The organism is Olsenella sp. oral taxon 809 str. F0356 (assembly GCF_000233535.1).
Lineage (GTDB): Bacteria > Actinomycetota > Coriobacteriia > Coriobacteriales > Atopobiaceae > Olsenella_I > Olsenella_I phocaeensis.
On record NZ_JH376563.1, the window covers coordinates 938,802 to 954,741 of the forward strand.

General features: G+C 67.9%; 10 protein-coding genes and 1 riboswitch. Of the genes, 4 read left to right on the forward strand and 6 right to left on the reverse strand.

Annotated features, from left to right (window positions below):
* Positions 1-368: 368 nt before the first annotated feature.
* The 4 genes from HMPREF1008_RS04250 to HMPREF1008_RS04265 form a co-directional block, all read right to left on the reverse strand.
* Positions 369-4,100, reverse strand: coding sequence for a phosphoribosylformylglycinamidine synthase (locus HMPREF1008_RS04250; RefSeq protein ID WP_009278606.1), 3,732 nt, complete (start codon positions 4,098-4,100; stop codon positions 369-371).
* A gap of 490 nt (positions 4,101-4,590) precedes the next feature.
* Complete coding sequence (locus HMPREF1008_RS04255) at positions 4,591-5,397, reverse strand: energy-coupling factor transporter transmembrane protein EcfT (protein WP_009278607.1); 807 nt, start codon at positions 5,395-5,397, stop codon at positions 4,591-4,593.
* Positions 5,397-7,217 carry an ABC transporter ATP-binding protein gene (locus HMPREF1008_RS04260; RefSeq protein ID WP_009278608.1) on the reverse strand — a complete coding sequence of 607 codons (1,821 nt, stop codon included), beginning with the start codon at positions 7,215-7,217 and terminating at the stop codon, positions 5,397-5,399. The genes HMPREF1008_RS04255 and HMPREF1008_RS04260 overlap by 1 nt, the downstream gene beginning before the upstream one ends.
* Positions 7,218-7,225: 8 nt before the next feature.
* Positions 7,226-7,804, reverse strand: a complete 579-nt coding sequence (locus HMPREF1008_RS04265) for an ECF transporter S component (protein ID WP_009278609.1) — start codon at positions 7,802-7,804, stop codon at positions 7,226-7,228.
* 4 nt (positions 7,805-7,808) lie between these two features.
* Positions 7,809-7,952, reverse strand: a riboswitch (FMN riboswitch).
* 279 nt (positions 7,953-8,231) lie between these two features.
* On the opposite strand from HMPREF1008_RS04265, the gene murB reads away from it, so the two are divergent.
* On the forward strand, positions 8,232-9,155 hold the full coding sequence (gene murB / locus HMPREF1008_RS04270) for a UDP-N-acetylmuramate dehydrogenase (protein ID WP_009278610.1): 924 nt from the start codon (positions 8,232-8,234) through the stop codon (positions 9,153-9,155).
* A gap of 88 nt (positions 9,156-9,243) precedes the next feature.
* Here murB and HMPREF1008_RS04275 read toward each other — a convergent pair whose 3' ends face one another.
* Positions 9,244-10,224, reverse strand: a complete 981-nt coding sequence (locus HMPREF1008_RS04275; protein WP_009278611.1) for a serine hydrolase — start codon at positions 10,222-10,224, stop codon at positions 9,244-9,246.
* Between the two features lie 12 nt (positions 10,225-10,236).
* The gene (locus HMPREF1008_RS04280; protein ID WP_009278612.1) at positions 10,237-11,601 is read right to left on the reverse strand and encodes a PFL family protein; all 1,365 of its coding nucleotides are present in this window, start codon (positions 11,599-11,601) and stop codon (positions 10,237-10,239) included.
* 524 nt (positions 11,602-12,125) lie between these two features.
* On the opposite strand from HMPREF1008_RS04280, the gene HMPREF1008_RS04285 reads away from it, so the two are divergent.
* The 3 genes from HMPREF1008_RS04285 (at position 12,126) to HMPREF1008_RS04295 (ending at position 15,938) form a co-directional block, all read left to right on the forward strand.
* Entirely contained in the window at positions 12,126-13,322 is a 1,197-nt protein-coding gene (locus tag HMPREF1008_RS04285; protein WP_009278613.1) for a substrate-binding domain-containing protein, read from the forward strand.
* 155 nt (positions 13,323-13,477) lie between these two features.
* Positions 13,478-14,428, forward strand: a complete 951-nt coding sequence (locus HMPREF1008_RS04290; protein ID WP_009278614.1) for an ABC transporter permease — start codon at positions 13,478-13,480, stop codon at positions 14,426-14,428.
* Between the two features lie 16 nt (positions 14,429-14,444).
* Positions 14,445-15,938: a sugar ABC transporter ATP-binding protein gene (locus tag HMPREF1008_RS04295; protein WP_009278615.1), complete on the forward strand. Its 1,494-nt coding sequence runs from the start codon at positions 14,445-14,447 to the stop codon at positions 15,936-15,938.
* Positions 15,939-15,940: the final 2 nt, after the last annotated feature.

A 15,940-nucleotide genomic window follows, 5' to 3' on the forward strand; every position in this document is an offset into this window, starting at 1 on the left:
TCTGCGTCCAATCCGATTTCGCTGCCAGGGAGCTTGTGTAAGCGTCGGACGATTTTGTTCTCTACTGCCCCGTATATGCGCCAATCCACCCCGAGGCCGCCAGTAAAGAACACCTGCCGGGTATGCGGCACGGAATCTGTTCTTTACTGGGCCGCTCTCGGCCGGTTCCCATCCGAGGTCGCCAGTAAAGAACATCTGCCTAGCGTTGGCGACGGGCCCTCCTTGCGCAGAGGTCCTGCCTGTTCGGTAGCTCGTCCGGCGGTCGTCCGATAGGTCGCTCGAGCGCACTTTTTGCGCAACAAAGGAGGCGGGACACGGGAGGTTACCCCCTCGTGCCCTGCCCCAAGGCCCTCCAGCTCAGTTCAACCCTACTTGAAGTACTCCACGCCACCCTCGAAGAGCGGCTGGTAGTGGTTGCCGGGGACGTTGGCGAAGTTGCCCTGCGTGTAGCGCTCGCTGTGGCCCATCTTGCCGAAGATGCGGCCGTCCGGGCTGGTGATGCCCTCGATGGCCAGCACCGAGCCGTTGGGGTTCACGTCGAGCCCCATGCCCGGCACGCCCGCCTCGTCCACGTACTGCGTGGCGACCTGCCCTGCGGCCACCATCTGTGAGAGCAGCTTGTCGGAGGCCACGAAGCGCCCCTCCCCGTGGCTGATCGCGATGGTGTGCACGTCCCCCACCTCGCACCGGGACAGCCAGGGCGAGAGGTTCGAGGCGACGCGCGTGCGCACGAGCCTGCTCTGGTGGCGTCCGATGCTGTTGAAGGTGAGGGTGGGGCAGTCCTCGTCCATGGGGCGGATGTCTCCGTAGGGTACGAGGCCCAGCTTGACCAGGGCCTGGAAGCCGTTGCATATGCCCAGCATCAGGCCGTCGCGCGCCTGCAGCAGGTCGCGCACGGCCTCGGTGACCGCGGGGGCTCGGAAGAAGGCGGTGATGAACTTCGCCGAGCCGTCGGGCTCGTCTCCGCCGCTGAATCCGCCGGGGATCATGACGATCTGGCTCTGCCCAATCTGCCTCACGAGCTCCTCGGTGCTCTGGGCGACGTCCTCGGGCGAGAGGTTGCGGATTACCAGGGTGCTGACCTCGGCCCCGGCGCGCTCGAAGGCCTGCGCGGAGTCGTACTCACAGTTGTTGCCCGGGAAGACGGGAATCACCACACGCGGGCGCGCCAGCCTCACGGCAGGCGCCGGCCTCGTAACGCCGGCTCGCGCGACGTCGAAGCTCGGCGTCTCGACCTCCTCGCCCGCGGCGCGGTAGGGGAAGACGGGCTCGAGCCTTGCCTCCCACTCCTCCTGGAGTGGTGCGAGCCCTATGCGCCCTCCCTCGATGCCAAGGACGTAGTCGTCGCAGCTGCTGCCTATCTGGCGCAGCTCGAAGTCACCTGCCTCGGCGGGCACGAAGGTCGACGCGCCCAGCTCGAGCACGAGGCTGCCGTAGGCCGGGCGGAAGAGCTCGTCCGCCGCGAACCCGTCATCGAGCAGGATGCCCAGCTGGTTGCCCACGGCCATCTTGAACAGGGTCTCGGCAAGGCAGCCGTAGCCGGGGGTCGAGGCCGCAAGCACCTCTCCCCAGCCGATGCGCTCCTGGACGAAGTCGAGCACGGCCAGGAGCGACTCGGCCTCGGGCGTTATGCCGTCGGCCTTGTAGCGGGGCCTGACCAGCAGCAGCTTGGAGCCGGCACGCTTGAGCTCGGGGCTGGTCACGTGGTCGACCTTGCCCACCGCCGTCGCGAACGAGACCAGGGTCGGGGGCACGTCCAGGTCCTCGAAGGAGCCGGACATCGAGTCCTTGCCCCCGATGGCCCCGACGCCCAGGTCCGCCTGAGCCATGAGCGCGCCGAGAAGCGCCGCGACGGGCTTGCCCCAGCGCTCGGGCACGTCGCGCAGGCGCTCGAAGTACTCCTGGAAGGTGAGGTAGGCGTCCTGCCTCCTGAGGCCGGCGGCCACGAGGCGGCAGAGCGACTCCACGACGGAGAGGTACGCGCCCGCGAACTGGTTGGCGCTCATGAGGTAGGGGTTGAAGCCCCAGGCCATGCCGCTCACGCTGGTGGTCCGCCCGTCGACGGGGAGCTTGGCCACCATGGCCATGCTGGGGGTGAGCTGGGTGCGGCCGCCGAAGGGCATGAGCACCGTGGCCGCGCCGATGGTCGAGTCGAAGCGCTCGGAGAGTCCCTTGTTCGAGGCGACGTTGAGGTCGCGCAGGACGGAGCGCAGGCGCTCCTCCGGGGTCGTCCCCTCCCAGCTCGGCGCCCAGCTGCCCTGGCGCTCGACGTGCACGAACTGGTGCTTGGCCGCTCCGTTGGAGTCCAGGAAGTCGCGGCTGACGTCCACGATGGTCTGGCCCTGCCAGCCCATGCGGAGCCTGCGCTCCTCGGTGACCTCGGCGACCACGGTCGCCTCGAGGTTCTCCTCCGCGGCATAGCCCATGAACTCGTCGACGTCCTCGGGGGCCAGCGCCACGGCCATGCGCTCCTGCGACTCGCTGATGGCGAGCTCGGTGCCGTCCAGCCCCTCGTACTTCTTGGGCACGCGGTCGAGGTCGATTAGGAGGCCGTCGGTCAGCTCGCCGATGGCGACGGAGACCCCGCCCGCGCCGAAGTCGTTGCAGCGCTTGATCAGGCAGCAGGCGTCCTCGCGGCGGAAGAGGCGCTGGAGCTTGCGCTCGATGGGGGCGTTGCCCTTCTGGACCTCGGCGCCGTCCTTGGCGAGCGACTCGACGTTGTGGGCCTTGGAGGAGCCCGTCGCGCCGCCGATGCCGTCGCGGCCGGTGCGCCCGCCCAGAAGGACGATCCTGTCGCCGGGCGCGGGCGTCTCGCGGCGGACGTGGCTCGCGGGCGTTGCGCCCACCACGGCGCCGATCTCCATGCGCTTGGCCACGTAGCCGGGGTGGTAGAGCTCGCTCACCTGGCCCGTGGCGAGGCCGATCTGGTTGCCGTAGGAGGAGTAGCCTGCGGCGGCGGTGGTCACGAGCTTGCGCTGGGGGAGCTTCCCCTCGAGCGTCTGGCTCACGGGGACCAGCGGCTCGGCCGCTCCGGTCACGCGCATGGCCTGGTAGACGTAGCTGCGGCCGCTCAGCGGGTCGCGGATGGCCCCGCCGATGCAGGTCGCCGCGCCGCCGAAGGGCTCGATCTCGGTCGGGTGGTTGTGGGTCTCGTTCTTGAAGAGGAAGAGCCAGTCCTCGTCGTTGCCGTCCACGTCGACCTTCACCTTCACGGTGCAGGCGTTTATCTCCTCGGACTCGTCGAGGTTCCTCAGGATGCCGCGGGACTTGAGCCACTTGGCGCCGATGGTGCCCATGTCCATGAGGCAGAGGGGCTTCTGGTCGCGACCCAGCTCGTGGCGCATCTGCAGGTAGCGGTCGAAGGCGGCGCGGACCACCTCGTCGTCAATCCGGACGTCCTCAAGCTCGGTTCCAAACGTGGTGTGGCGGCAGTGGTCCGACCAGTAGGTGTCGATCATCCGTATCTCGGTGATCGTGGGGTCGCGCTTCTCGCCGGCGAAGTACTCCTGGCAGAAGCCGAGGTCGGCGAGGTCCATGGCCAGGCCGAGGTCGTCGATCATGGCCTGGAGGTCGTCGGGTCCCAGCTCGCGGAAGCCGTCGAGGGTCTGAACCATGGGCGGCTTGGGATAGCTGCCCCTGAGGGTCTTGCGGGTCTCGAGCGAGGCCTCGCGGGCCTCGACGGGGTTGATCACGTAGTCCTTGACGGCGGCGACGTCGGCGTCGGAGAGGCCGCCCTCGAGGTAGTAGAGCTTGGCTGATGCGACGAGGGGCCGCTCTCCCTGGCTGATGAGCTGCACGCACTGCGCCGCGGAGTCCGCGCGCTGGTCGAACTGGCCAGGGAGGAACTCGACGGCGAAGACGGCCGTGCCCTTGCCGGCGGCGGGACGGCGCGTGCTGGCGACGTCGGACTGGGGCTCGCTGAAGACGGTGGGGATGCACTGCCGGAAGAGCTCGCGCGAGATTCCCTCCACGTCATAGCGGTTCACGATTCGCAGGCGTTCGAGCCCCCTCACCCCCAGGATCTCCCTGAGCTCGCGTTCGAGCTGCCGTGCCTCGACGTCGAATCCGGGCTTCTTCTCCACATAGACGCGAGAGACCATGGGTCCTACCTTCCGTCAGTTCGTCGCTGTAGCGATGAGGTGCGAGCGAGTCAATGATACGCGCCGCGCGACGGCGGAAGGGCGATGCCGGAGGTCTTGTCATGAGGGTGAAAGAATGATGGCGGGGGAGAGGGGCGCGCCGCGTTGGTGACCTGTCTTGCGCCCTGCCGCTACGGCCCCTGCCGCCAGGAGCCCTGCGTCTTCCCGCCGGGACGTCCTGCCGCCAGGAGTTCTGCCGCCAAACGCGATCCTCCGCCAGAAGTCCTGCCGCCAGGAGCTCGATGTGGGTGGTTCTTCCGCCGCCGCAGGGGAGAAGTGGGTGGTTCAGGGCGTTTTTCTCCGAGAAAACCACCCACATCTGGCTTCCGGTGGCAAGGGCATGACTCTGGCTCCCAGCGGCAAGGAGTGGCCCCGGCTTCCGGCGGCGGGGACGCGATTGAGGCAGGGTTGCAGCCGGGGTGCGTTGTCCTGGCAGCTACAGCGCCGCGAGCTACAGCGACGTGAGTCCCAGCGCCACCAGCACCGCGACGTATGCCGTCGTGGCGCCCACGGCGAGCCAGTCCGCGCCACGCATGCGCAGCGGGTGCCAGTGGCTGCGCTCGGACCCGCCCTCGTAGCAGCGGGCGTCGAGCGCGCGCGAGAGGCCCTCCGCGTGGTGGATCGAGCTCGCGAGCAGCGCCACGAGGATCGCCCCCACGGCACGTATCCGCCGGACCGGGCTGCCGGCGAGGAGCCGTCCCCCGCGCGACGCCTGCGCGTCCAGGATGGACTGGGTCTCGTCGGCGAGGGTGGGGATGAAGCGCAGCATGAGCGAGAAGACCATGGCCAGCTCGTGGCCGGGTAGCCCCAGGCGCGCGAGCGGCGCGAGCCCCGCGTCGAAGGCGTCCGTGAGCTGGGTGGGCGTGGTGGTGAGCAGCATGAGGGCGGCCGCCACCACGGCGATGACCAGGCGCAGGCTGTAGACGAAGGCAGCGCGCAGGCCGCCGGTGGTGATTGCCAGAACGCCAAGCCGCCACACGACCTCCCCGCTCTGGTTGACCAGGAGGTTCACTAGGCCCAGCACGAGGAGCATCGCCACCAGGGGACGGATCGACTCCAGGACCTTGTGCGCGGGCACCTGCGCCAGGGCCAGGAGGGCGAGCGCGAACGCGAAGCCGAAGGCGAGCTGGAGCGGCGTCGAGATGGCGAAGACCGAGACCATGACGGCCAGCGCGGCGGTCACCTTGGCACGCGGGTCCAGGCGATGGATGGGGGAGTCTCCGGGGTAGTACTGGCCCATGCGTATCCTGAGCGCCATCAGGCCTCGCCTCCCCCGGTCGGCAGGAGCGCGACCAGCCGGTCGGCGAGCTCGTCCAGGACGAGGGGCTCGCCCAGGTCCGTGACGCCCCGCGACTCGAGCGTGCGTGCCCACTCGAGCGCGCGGGGCAGACCCAGGCCCGCCTCGCGCAGCCGCGCCTCGTTGGCGCCGCGGAACACCTCGCGCGGCGTTCCGCTCGCCAGCACGTGGGAGCGGTCGAGCACCACGACCCGCTCGCAGCGGGCGGCGTCCTCCATGGAGTGGGTGACCTGCACCACGGTCACGCCTCGCGCGTGGACCTCGTCGAGGAGCCGCCTCAGCTTCCTGCGCCCCCTCGGGTCGAGGCCTGCGGTGGGCTCGTCCAGGACCAGGACCTCCGGCTGCATGGCGAGCACGCCCGCGATGGCGCACATGCGCTGCTGCCCGCCCGAGAGCTCGAAGGGCGAGGCCTCGGTCTTGTGCGAGAGCCCCACGAGCTCGAGTGCAAGCGCGACCCTCTCGTCGAGGGCCCTGCCGCGAAGCCCGAGGTTGCGGGGGCCGAAGGCCACGTCCTCGGCGACGGTCTGGGCGAAGAGCTGCCGCTCGGGATGCTGCATCACGTAGCCGATGCCCCCCTGCAGCCGCAGGCGGTCGCGGCGCGTGGCGATGGCCCTTCCCCCGATGCGGACCTCGCCCGCATCGGGTGCCTCCAGGCCGCAGACGATGCGCAGGAGGGTGGACTTCCCCGAGCCGGTCTGGCCCACGATGGCGCAGGTGCTGCCACGCGCGACGCGCAGCGACACCCCGTCGAGCGCCGGCCGCGCGTCGCTGCGGGCGTCCTCGTCGCGGTACGAGTAGCGGACGTGCAAGAGCTCGATGGCGGCCGGCTCCCCGGCGTCCGCCACCTGGGCGGGCGCGGGCGAGACCTGCCGAGGATCCTCTCGCCCGCCGTCCTGCGGCGTGCGGTCGCCGCGCCCGCAGAGCCTGAGTACGTCCCCCGCCAGCTGCTCTCCGTCGCAGGTCCAGGGCAGGGCGAGCCCGCGTTCGCGCAGCGCCTCCGCCAGGCGCGCCGCGAAGGGCTCTTCGAGCCCCAGCTCGGCAAGCTCTCCCGCGTGCGAGAAGACCTCGGTCGGCGTGCCCTCGAGCGCGACCCTCCCGTGGGACATCACGACGACGCGGTCGGCCTCCAGGGCCTCCTCCATGAAGTGGGTCACGTGGACGACGGTCGTCCCGGCTGTGGCGAGGCGTGCCATGACGCGCATGATCGAGCGGCGTCCGCGCACGTCGAGGAGGGCGCCGGGCTCGTCCAGGACGAGGGCTTCGGGCTCCATGGCCAGCGCCCCGGCGATGGCGACGCGCTGCTTCTGCCCTCCCGAGAGCCGGGTCGGGTCGGCCTGGGCGAAGTCGTCCAGGGCCACGCGGTGGAGCTCCCGGGCTACGCGCTCGCCAATCTGCTCCGAGGGGACGCCCAGGTTCTCGGGGCCGAAGGCGACGTCCTCCGCGACCACGGAGGTCACGATCTGGTCGTCCGGGTTCTGGAAGACCAGGCCCAGGCTGCGCCGGGCCAGGCGGTAGGCGGCGAAGTCGACCTTTCCGCCCACAAGCACGCGCCGCCCCACCAGCTCGACGTCGCCCGCGTCGGGTGCGAGCAGGCCGCAGAGCACGCTCGCGAGCGTCGACTTGCCGGAGCCGTTGGCGCCCAGGACGCAGAGACGCTCGCCTCGCGCGACCTCCAGGGACACGTCATCAAGCGCTCGCACGCCGCCCTCGTAGTCGAGGGTGACGTGCGAGAGTCTCAGCACGGGGTCGCCCGTGACGTCCTTTGCGGCGGCAGATTCCAAGTCGCGGCCTAGTTGCCCAGGGCCTTGGTGACGGGCTTGTAGACCAGTGCGCACACCACGCAGTTGAGGGCGATCTTGATCAGGTTGAAGGGGAGGAGCGCGGGGACGATCAGCGCGACGACGGTGTCGACGGGCATGCCCGCGTAGAAGGGGGTGATGACGACGTTGCCCAGGATGCAGGCGACCAGGCAGACCACGGCACCCACGACCATGCCCAGGATGGCGCCGCGCAGGCTGGTGTCGCGGCGGTACACGAGGGCAGCGGGCATCGCGAGCGAGAAGGTGGCCAGCACGGCCATGATCACGCCGTAGATGCCGCTGGCCGTCGCCAGATGCACCAGGTAGGGGATGACGGAGACCGCGGCAGCGGTGGCGGGGCCGAAGGCGAAGCCCGCGATGAGGGCCACGATGCCGGAGGGGTCGTACTTGAGCCAGGACACGCCCGGGAGGATGGGGAACTCCAGGAAGAGGGTGGCGATGACAGCGACGGCGCAGAAGAGCGCCGTGACGGCGATGCGCTTGGTCGACCAGCCGCGCTGCTCGGTGGTGGAGTGGGTGTCGTGACGCATGGTGGAGTCCTGTGCCATGGTGGCCTCGTTTCTCTCATCCGGACTTTGACCGTTGGTCCTGGGATCTCACCAGGTCAGCCGCTCTTTTCTGTGCGGCGCGCGGACTCGGGCGAACTTCGCGCCCATCACCGCCAGTGGGGAATCTCACCCCGCCCCGAAACTGTCTGCGTGACTATAGCACTTCTCGTGCCGAGAAAAACTGCGCACGGGATTTTCGCAAGAGGGACGTCTTGCTGCATATGTCCAGCTAGCGACTTTGTACACAATGCGTCTCTCCATAATTCGGAGCTTCCGTGCGCAGTTTTTGGCGGGGTGTCCGAGTACGGTCGTCTCAAACGGCCCCCGCCATCGCCAGGCAACCTATAATCTGCTGCGACGGCGGCGCCACGAGGGCGTCGTACCAGACGAGCCGCGCCGGGGAGCGCGCCGGGGAGAGTGATTCGGGATGTCAGAGAGCGGCGACCACTTGCAGGGACTCGCCTGGAGGCTGCGCTCCATCGTGGGCGAGGAGAACGTCCTGGAAGACGAGCCCATGAGCCGGCACACCAGCTTCCAGATCGGCGGGCCTACCGACCTCTATGTCATCCCCGAGGACGTCGAGGAGCTGCGTGACGTGCTCGCCGCCTGCCGCGAGGCGGGGGTGCCCCACTTCGTCCTCGGTCGCGGGAGCGACCTGCTCGTCTCTGACGAGGGCTACCGCGGCGTCATCGTGGCCATGGCCGAAGGCCTGGTCAACGTGTCCGTCGACGGCACCCAGATGACCTGCCAGGCAGGCGTGACCCTCAAGGAGGCCGCCGAGATGGCCTGCGAGCTGGGGCTCTCTGGCCTCGAGTTCGCCTGCGGCATTCCCGGCTCCATCGGCGGTGCCTGCTTCATGAACGCCGGAGCCTACGGCGGCAGCATGTCCGACGTCCTCGCGAGCGTGCGCGTGGTCATGCCCGACGGTAGCCTGGCCACCATCCCCGCAGGCGAGCTCGCCCTGGGGTACCGCACCAGCCGCATCCGCACCGACGACCTGGTAGTCGTGTCCGCGACCTTCGACCTCGAGCCTCTGGACCCCGCCCGGATTCGCGCGACGATGGACGACCTCACCCACCGTCGCGAGGAGAAGCAGCCCCTGGAGCTTCCCAGCGCCGGCTCGACCTTCAAGCGCCCCGAGGGCCACTTTGCTGGCAAGCTGATCATGGACGCGGGCCTGCAGGGCTGGCGCTCGGGCGGGGCGGAGGTCTCGACCAAGCACGCGGGCTTCGTGGTCAACGTGGACAACGCCACCGCGGCCGACGTCCACGCCGTGATCGAGCACGTGCAGGACGAGGTCATGCGCCAGTTTGGCGTGAGGCTCGAGCCCGAGGTGCTCTTCCTGGGCTAGGGGTGCCGACGCCTCGGCAGACAAGGGTGCGCCGGGCGAGAGGACCGCGGGCGCCTGGCCCGCGAGTCCCTGCCATGCCGCGGGAAGGTCAGAGGCAGAGGCTCAGCTCGTCGAGGGCGCGGATGAGGCCCTCCAGCACGTCGAGGTCTGCCGGGGAGGTGGACATGACGGCGAGCACGTAGCCGCTGCCGTCCCGGTGGAGCACGATGCCGGCGTCGTTGGCCGCCGGGGTCACGAGATCGCTCTCGCGCGTGGGGAACCAGCCCGCCTTCGACCAGCTGCGCGCGTCGCTGCCCAGCGCATCCCTGATGGGGCTCGTCTCGCGTTCCTCGAAGAGGCCCGCAAGGAGCTCGGAGGCCTTCGTCCTGTGGCCCAGGTAGGCATGGATGCCCTCCCACTCGTCTGCCAGCTGCGAGGGGGTGCTTCGGGGGTACTTCGTTTCCGCGTACGCGCCGAGGTCGTCGTAGACGCCGGTGTCGACGCCGGCCTCCTCGAGCCATCCTGCGAAGCCTTCCTCGCCGTACTGGTCGACCAGGCTCGCGTAGGCGTCGTTGTCCGAATAGAGGACGATGCTCCTCACGCGGGAGGCGACGTCGCCCAGGGGGAGGTCGCCCTCGTCCACGCGCCGCTCGAGGAGCGAGGCCACGTAGGGCCCCTTGATGCTGCTCGCGGTGTAGAAGTCCCTGTTCGCCTGGTAGGCCACGAACTCGTTGCCGTCGAGGTCGCGCAGGCAGAAGCCCACGTCCACCCCCTGCGCGGCGAGGCGGACGATCTCCTCCTGGACGGCGCTCATGCAGGCTATGGCCTGCGGTCGGGGATGCCCCAGAGCCGTGAGGGACGCGTCGGGGAGCTCGAGCGAGAGGAGCTCGTCCGAGGGCAGCGACTCGTCGGGGTCTGCGGCCGCAGCCTCCGTCCCGTCGTGCGTCCCGACCACGAGCTCGCCCAGACCCAGGGGCCAGGCGAGGCTCAGGGCGGCGATGGAGAGGGTCACCAGCGACACCTCGAGGAAGTTGTAGGGGAGCAGGGGCTCGCGGCCCTTGGGTCCCCTCGGCCTCGGCCTGGGCTCCATCCCAGCCCCGGGCTAGTTCTTGAGCGAGTTGAGCGGGGCGGGGAAGCGGCCGCCGCGATGCGCCAGCACGTCTCCCGCGAAGCGGTTCACGGGCATGACCGGGGCGGAGCCGAAGAGGCCGCCGAACTCGAGGACGTCGCCCTCTCGCTTGCCTATGGCGGGGATCAGCCTCACGGCCGTGGTCTTGGCGTTGATCACGCCGATGGCCATCTCGTCGGCGATGATGCCGGCGATGGTCTCGACCGAGGTGTCGCCGGGGATGGCGATCATGTCGAGCCCCACGGAGCAGACGCAGGTCATGGCCTCGAGCTTCTCGAGGCTGAGTGCCCCGTCCTGGGCGGCGCGGATCATGCCCGCGTCCTCCGAGACGGGGATGAACGCGCCGGAGAGGCCACCCACGATGGAGCTGGCCATGACCCCGCCCTTCTTGACGGCGTCGTTGAGGAGGGCGAGGGCGCAGGTGGTGCCGGGGCCGCCGCACTCGCCCACGCCGATGATCTCGAGGATCTTCGCGACGGAGTCGCCCGCCGCCGGGGTGGGCGCCAGGCTCAGGTCCACGATGCCCCTCTCGGCGCCTAGGCGCCGCGCCGCCTCGCGGCACATGAGCTCCCCGGCGCGGGTGATCTTGAAGGCGGTCTGCTTGATGCGCTCGGCCACCTCGGTGAGGTCCGCGTCCGGTGGCAGCTCCCCGAGGGCTGCGGCCATCACGCCCGGGCCCGAGACGCCCACGTTGATGACCGCGTCGGCCTCGCCGCCGCCATGGACGGCGCCCGCCATGAAGGGGGAGTCCTCTACCATGTTGGAGAAGACCACGAGCTTCGCGGCGCCGTAGCAGTCGATGTCCTGGGTGAGCTCGGCGCACTCCAGCATCTTCTGGGCCATGAGCAGCACGGCGTCCATGTTGATGCCGGCGCGCAGGCTGGCCACGTTGACGCTGGAGCAGACGCGCTCGGTGGAGGCCAGCGCCGTGGGAATGGAGTCGATGAGGCGGCGGTCGGTGGCTCCCATGCCCTTCTGGACGAGCGCCGAGAAGCCGCCCATGAAGTCGATGCCCAGGGTCTCGGCCGCGCGGTTCATCGCCCGCGCGATGGGCGAGAGGTCCCGGTCGGGGCAGGCGGCAGCGATCTGCGCCACGGGGGTGACCGAGACGCGCCTGTTGGCGATGGGGATGCCGTACTCGCGCTCGAGCTCGCTGGCGACGGGCACCAGGCGCTCGGCCGTCGTCGTGATGCGGTCGTATATCTTGGTGCACATGCGCGCCATGTCCTCGTCGGCGCAGCCGAAGAGCGAGACGCCCATGGTGATGGTCCTGAGGTCGAGGTTCTGGCGAGAGACCATGTCGAGGGTCTCGCGGACCTCTTCGGGGGTGATTGCCATGGGGCTCCTTCTCTCTTCCGCGCTCTATTGCACTGGCTATTGTTGCGTATTGGCGGGCCGCATGTGGGGCAGAGGGGCCCGACTCCTCCCGGGCTCCTCCTGCCAGACCAACTCTCTGGCACCCATCCAAATTGTTAGGTGAACAAAGCCATAAATGTTCAGTTTCGAATTACTAAAATAGCCCTCACACACTGCCATTTAACTGATGTTTCTCCGTTCACAACTGTTTTGTAACCGTTCGCGGGCAAATGAGTTTCGCGAACGTGCCAGAGAGGCTACAACGTTGTTAGGCAAAGGGTCGATGAACGAAACACGTCACATTGACCCGCATGTTCTGCGGCACTTTCTTACATGGGGGGCGTTCTTCGAGGTCCGGACCGTCGTTTTTCTCTCTTGTGGGCAGTAAACAGAGACCTAAACAACAGGGGCCAGGGGACGACAGGCAAGAGGGTCCGCAGACGGGTGCCACGGCACCCACGAAGGCGACTGTTTGGTCGGGAAGGTTCTTGAAGGGAGTACTTGGAATGGGCAATCTCTCTAGGCGCGATTTCCTCAAGCTTTCGGGCGTCACCGGCGCGGGCCTGGGCGCGGCATCCGTGCTCGCGGCCTGCAGCGGCGGGTCCGGCAGCTCCGACTCCGGCAGCTCCGACGCGTCGGGCAGGGACGTCAAGATCGGCGTCTCCATCTGGAGCTCCACCGACGCACTTGGTTCCCTCTCGGTCGACATCGTGAAGAAGGCCGCGAGCATCCTGGGCGTCGAGACCACCGTCGTCGACCAGGGCCACGTCTCCGAGCAGGTCACCGCCTCCGCCGAGACCCTCGCCGCGGCCGGCTGCAACGGCATGATCATCTGCAACTCCGCGGACTCCGAGATGACCTCCGTCATCAACACCTGCAACGAGAACGAGATGTACGTCACGCAGTTCTACCGCATCATCTCCGAGACCGCCTCGCCCGACGTCTACGCCGCGGCCAAGAGCTCCAAGTACTACGTCGGAGCCGTCCACGAGGACGAGGTCCTCAACGGCAAGACCCTGATGGGCCTCCTGCTCGAGAAGGGCGGCCCCAACAAGACCGGCGCCCGCCACATCTGCCTCGAGGGATGGACCGTCGGCGACGCCACCTTCCAGCTGCGCTGGCAGGGCTACAAGGAGGGCCTCGAGGAGTGGAACGCCGCTCACCCCAGCGACCAGGCGACCATGACCGAGCCCGTCTACGCCAACACTTCCTCGGCCGAGGGCGCCAAGGTCACCGAGCAGTTCGTCAACACCAACCCGGACATCGACGCCCTGATCGTCGCCGGCGGCGGTGGCGACCCGCTGGTGGGCTCCATCGGCCAGCTCGCCAACATGGGCCTCACGGGCAAGATCTCGGTCGTCTCCACCGACTTCCTTTCCGACCTCGCCGACCAGCTCACCTCCGGCGGCATCTTCGCCGAGTCCGGCGGCCACTTCTGCGACCCCCTGTACGCCTTCATGCTCACCTACCAGGCCTGCACCGGCAAGCTCGAGGTCAAGGAGGGCGAGTTCGGCGCCGAGATCAAGTTCCCCTACGTCTACGTCTCGAGCTCCGATGAGTACGCCGACTACGAGAAGTACTTCGTGAACGACGCCCCCTACACCGACGACGAGATCAAGGCACTCGCGGAGAAGAGCTTCGACGACCTCAACAAGGCCGCCACGTCGCTCAGCATCGAGGACGTCAAGACCCGCCACGCCTAGACCCGTCACGCCTAGGCCCGTAACGCCCGGGCAGTCCCTGACGTCGGCCAGGCCGGCACCATAGCGGCATCCGAATCGGAGGGAGCCCGAGAGTCCTCGGATTCCCTCCGATTCACTGCGAAACGCCTGTCAGCAACATGAGGAAGGGGCGATTGATGCAATCGTTTCTGAATAAGGCCCGGCAGAGCCAGTGGTACGGGGTGGGGCTGCTCCTGCTCATCGCCGCGGTGATCTGGGCTGTGTTCAAGGTCTCGTCTCCCGACACCTTCGGCTCGCCGGACAAGCTCACCTCGTACCTGCAGACCGCCCTCATCTACGCGGTGGGCGGCTGTGGCATGTACTTCATCTGCGTCATGGGGCTCTTCGACTTCTCCATCGGCTCCATCCTGATCGTCTCGGAGCTCGCGGCCATCGCCCTGACGCCCCAGCTCGGCTGGGTCTCGGTCATCGTCGTGCCCATCCTGGTCGGCCTCGCCCTGGGCTTCTGCAACGGCATCGCCTACATCAAGATGCACATCCCGTCGATCATCGTGACCACGGGCCTCTCGCTCATCTACGAGAGCTTCTCCGTCTGGATCGCCAACGTGAACGGCACGCGCCTGAGCGACTCCTACAAGCTCTTCGGCTCCTACCCCTGGAACCTCGTGGTGGCGCTGCTCGCCTTCCTGCTCTGCTGGTTCATCCTCAAGTACACCAAGGTGGGCACCTACACCAACGCCATCGGAGCCAACGAGCTCGTGGCAAAGAACATGGGCGTCGACGTCGACCGCTACAAGGCCATCGCCTTCATGCTCTGCGGCACCTTCATGGGCATCATGTCCATCCTCTACCTGGGCTACGGCACCGCGCAGACGCCCCAGACCGGCATGCTCTCGCAGGCGCTCAACTTCCAGCCGCTCATGGGCACCTTCTTCGGCCTGGCCTTCAAGAAGTACGGCCACCCCGTGGTGTCCATCCTCATCGGCGAGTACATCGTGGCCATGATCTTCGCGGGCTTCGTCGCCCTGGGCATGCCCACAACCGTCAACAACATCGTCACCGGCGCGACGCTGCTCGCCATCGTCACGCTCACCACCAAGCGTCGCAACGGCGCCGTCGTCAAGTAGGAAGGGAGGACGCAGGATGGCAAGGGAAATCATGCTCCATGCCGTGGGCATTGACAAGCGCTTCGGGCCCACGCACGCGGTCGACCACGTCTCCCTGGACTTCTACAAGGGAGAGGTGCACGCCCTCATAGGCGAGAACGGCTCCGGCAAGTCGACCTTCACCAACATGCTCACCGGCATCATCACCATCGGCGAGGGCACGTTCGAGCTGGACGGCCAGAAGATCGCCCCTAGGAACCAGGTCGACGCCAACCACCACGGCGCCGCCGTCATCGTCCAGGAGCAGGGCACCCTCGACGGCCTCACCGTCGCCGAGAACATGTTCCTCGGCGACGAGGACCAGTTCATCAGCGGGGGGATCAAGAACACCCGCGCCATGTACAAGAAGGCGCAGGAGCTCCTCTCGGACTATGGCCTGGACTACATCAAGGCCTCGGACCCCATCGAGAACTACAACTTCGAGGACCGCAAGCTCGTCGAGATCGTGCGCTCCACCTGGTTCGCGCCCAAGGTCCTCGTCGTGGACGAGACCACCACGGCCCTCAGCCAGAACGGCCGCTACAAGCTCTTCAGCGTCATGAACAAGGTCCGCGACGACGGTCGCACCGTGATCTTCATCAGCCACGACATGGCCGAGGTCCTCTCGATGTCCGACACGATCAGCATCCTGCGCGACGGCGAGTTCATCAAGACCGTCAGCGCCAAGGACGTGACCGAGGAGGAGCTCAAGACCCTCATGGTCGGCCGCCAGATGAGCGGTCACTACTACCGCGAGGACTACGGCGAGTCGCTCGCCGCGGGCGTGGCCCTCTCCATGAGGGGTGTCAGCGTCCCCGGCCAGCTCGAGGACGTCTCGCTCGAGCTGCACAGGGGAGAGATCCTGGGCATCGGTGGCCTCTCCGAATGCGGCATGCACGAGGTGGGCAAGGCCCTCTTCGGCGCCTCATACGAGCGCACGGGCGAGGTCACGCTCTCGGACGGCACGAGCGTCGACAGCATCAACTGCGCCATCGACCACTCCATCGCCTACGCCTCGAAGGACCGCGACAACGAGTCGCTCCTCATCGCCGATACCATCCAGGACAACGTCACGCTGCCCTCGCTGCGCAAGATGGGGTTGCCCCTCTCGGCAAAGAGGCAACGCGAGTTCGCGGAGCGCTACGCCAAGGACATGTCGGTCAAGATGGTCGGCGTGAGCCAGTTCGTCTCCGCGCTCTCGGGCGGCAACAAGCAGAAGGTCGTCCTGGCGCGCTGGCTGGGCGCCGAGTCCGACATCCTCCTGCTCGACTCGCCCACCCGCGGCATCGACATCAAGGTCAAGGCCGACATCTACGCCCTCATGGACCAGATGCGCAGGGACGGCAAGGCCATCCTCGTCATCTCGGAAGAGATCATGGAGCTCATCGGCATGTGCGACCGCATCCTCGTGATGAAGGACCACAAGATCAACGGCGAACTCAAGCGCTCCCGCGACCTGAGCGAGCAAGACCTCATCTCTCTGATGGTTTAGGA

Coding starts and splice junctions, on each gene's coding strand:
- HMPREF1008_RS04250 (WP_009278606.1), bottom strand. CDS start 4,100: ATGGTCTCTCGCGTCTATGTGGAGAAGAAGCCCGGATTCGACGTCGAG.
- HMPREF1008_RS04255 (WP_009278607.1), bottom strand. CDS start 5,397: ATGGCGCTCAGGATACGCATGGGCCAGTACTACCCCGGAGACTCCCCC.
- HMPREF1008_RS04265 (WP_009278609.1), bottom strand. CDS start 7,804: ATGGCACAGGACTCCACCATGCGTCACGACACCCACTCCACCACCGAG.
- murB (WP_009278610.1), top strand. CDS start 8,232: ATGTCAGAGAGCGGCGACCACTTGCAGGGACTCGCCTGGAGGCTGCGC.
- HMPREF1008_RS04275 (WP_009278611.1), bottom strand. CDS start 10,224: ATGGAGCCCAGGCCGAGGCCGAGGGGACCCAAGGGCCGCGAGCCCCTG.
- HMPREF1008_RS04280 (WP_009278612.1), bottom strand. CDS start 11,601: ATGGCAATCACCCCCGAAGAGGTCCGCGAGACCCTCGACATGGTCTCT.
- HMPREF1008_RS04285 (WP_009278613.1), top strand. CDS start 12,126: ATGGGCAATCTCTCTAGGCGCGATTTCCTCAAGCTTTCGGGCGTCACC.
- HMPREF1008_RS04290 (WP_009278614.1), top strand. CDS start 13,478: ATGCAATCGTTTCTGAATAAGGCCCGGCAGAGCCAGTGGTACGGGGTG.
- HMPREF1008_RS04295 (WP_009278615.1), top strand. CDS start 14,445: ATGGCAAGGGAAATCATGCTCCATGCCGTGGGCATTGACAAGCGCTTC.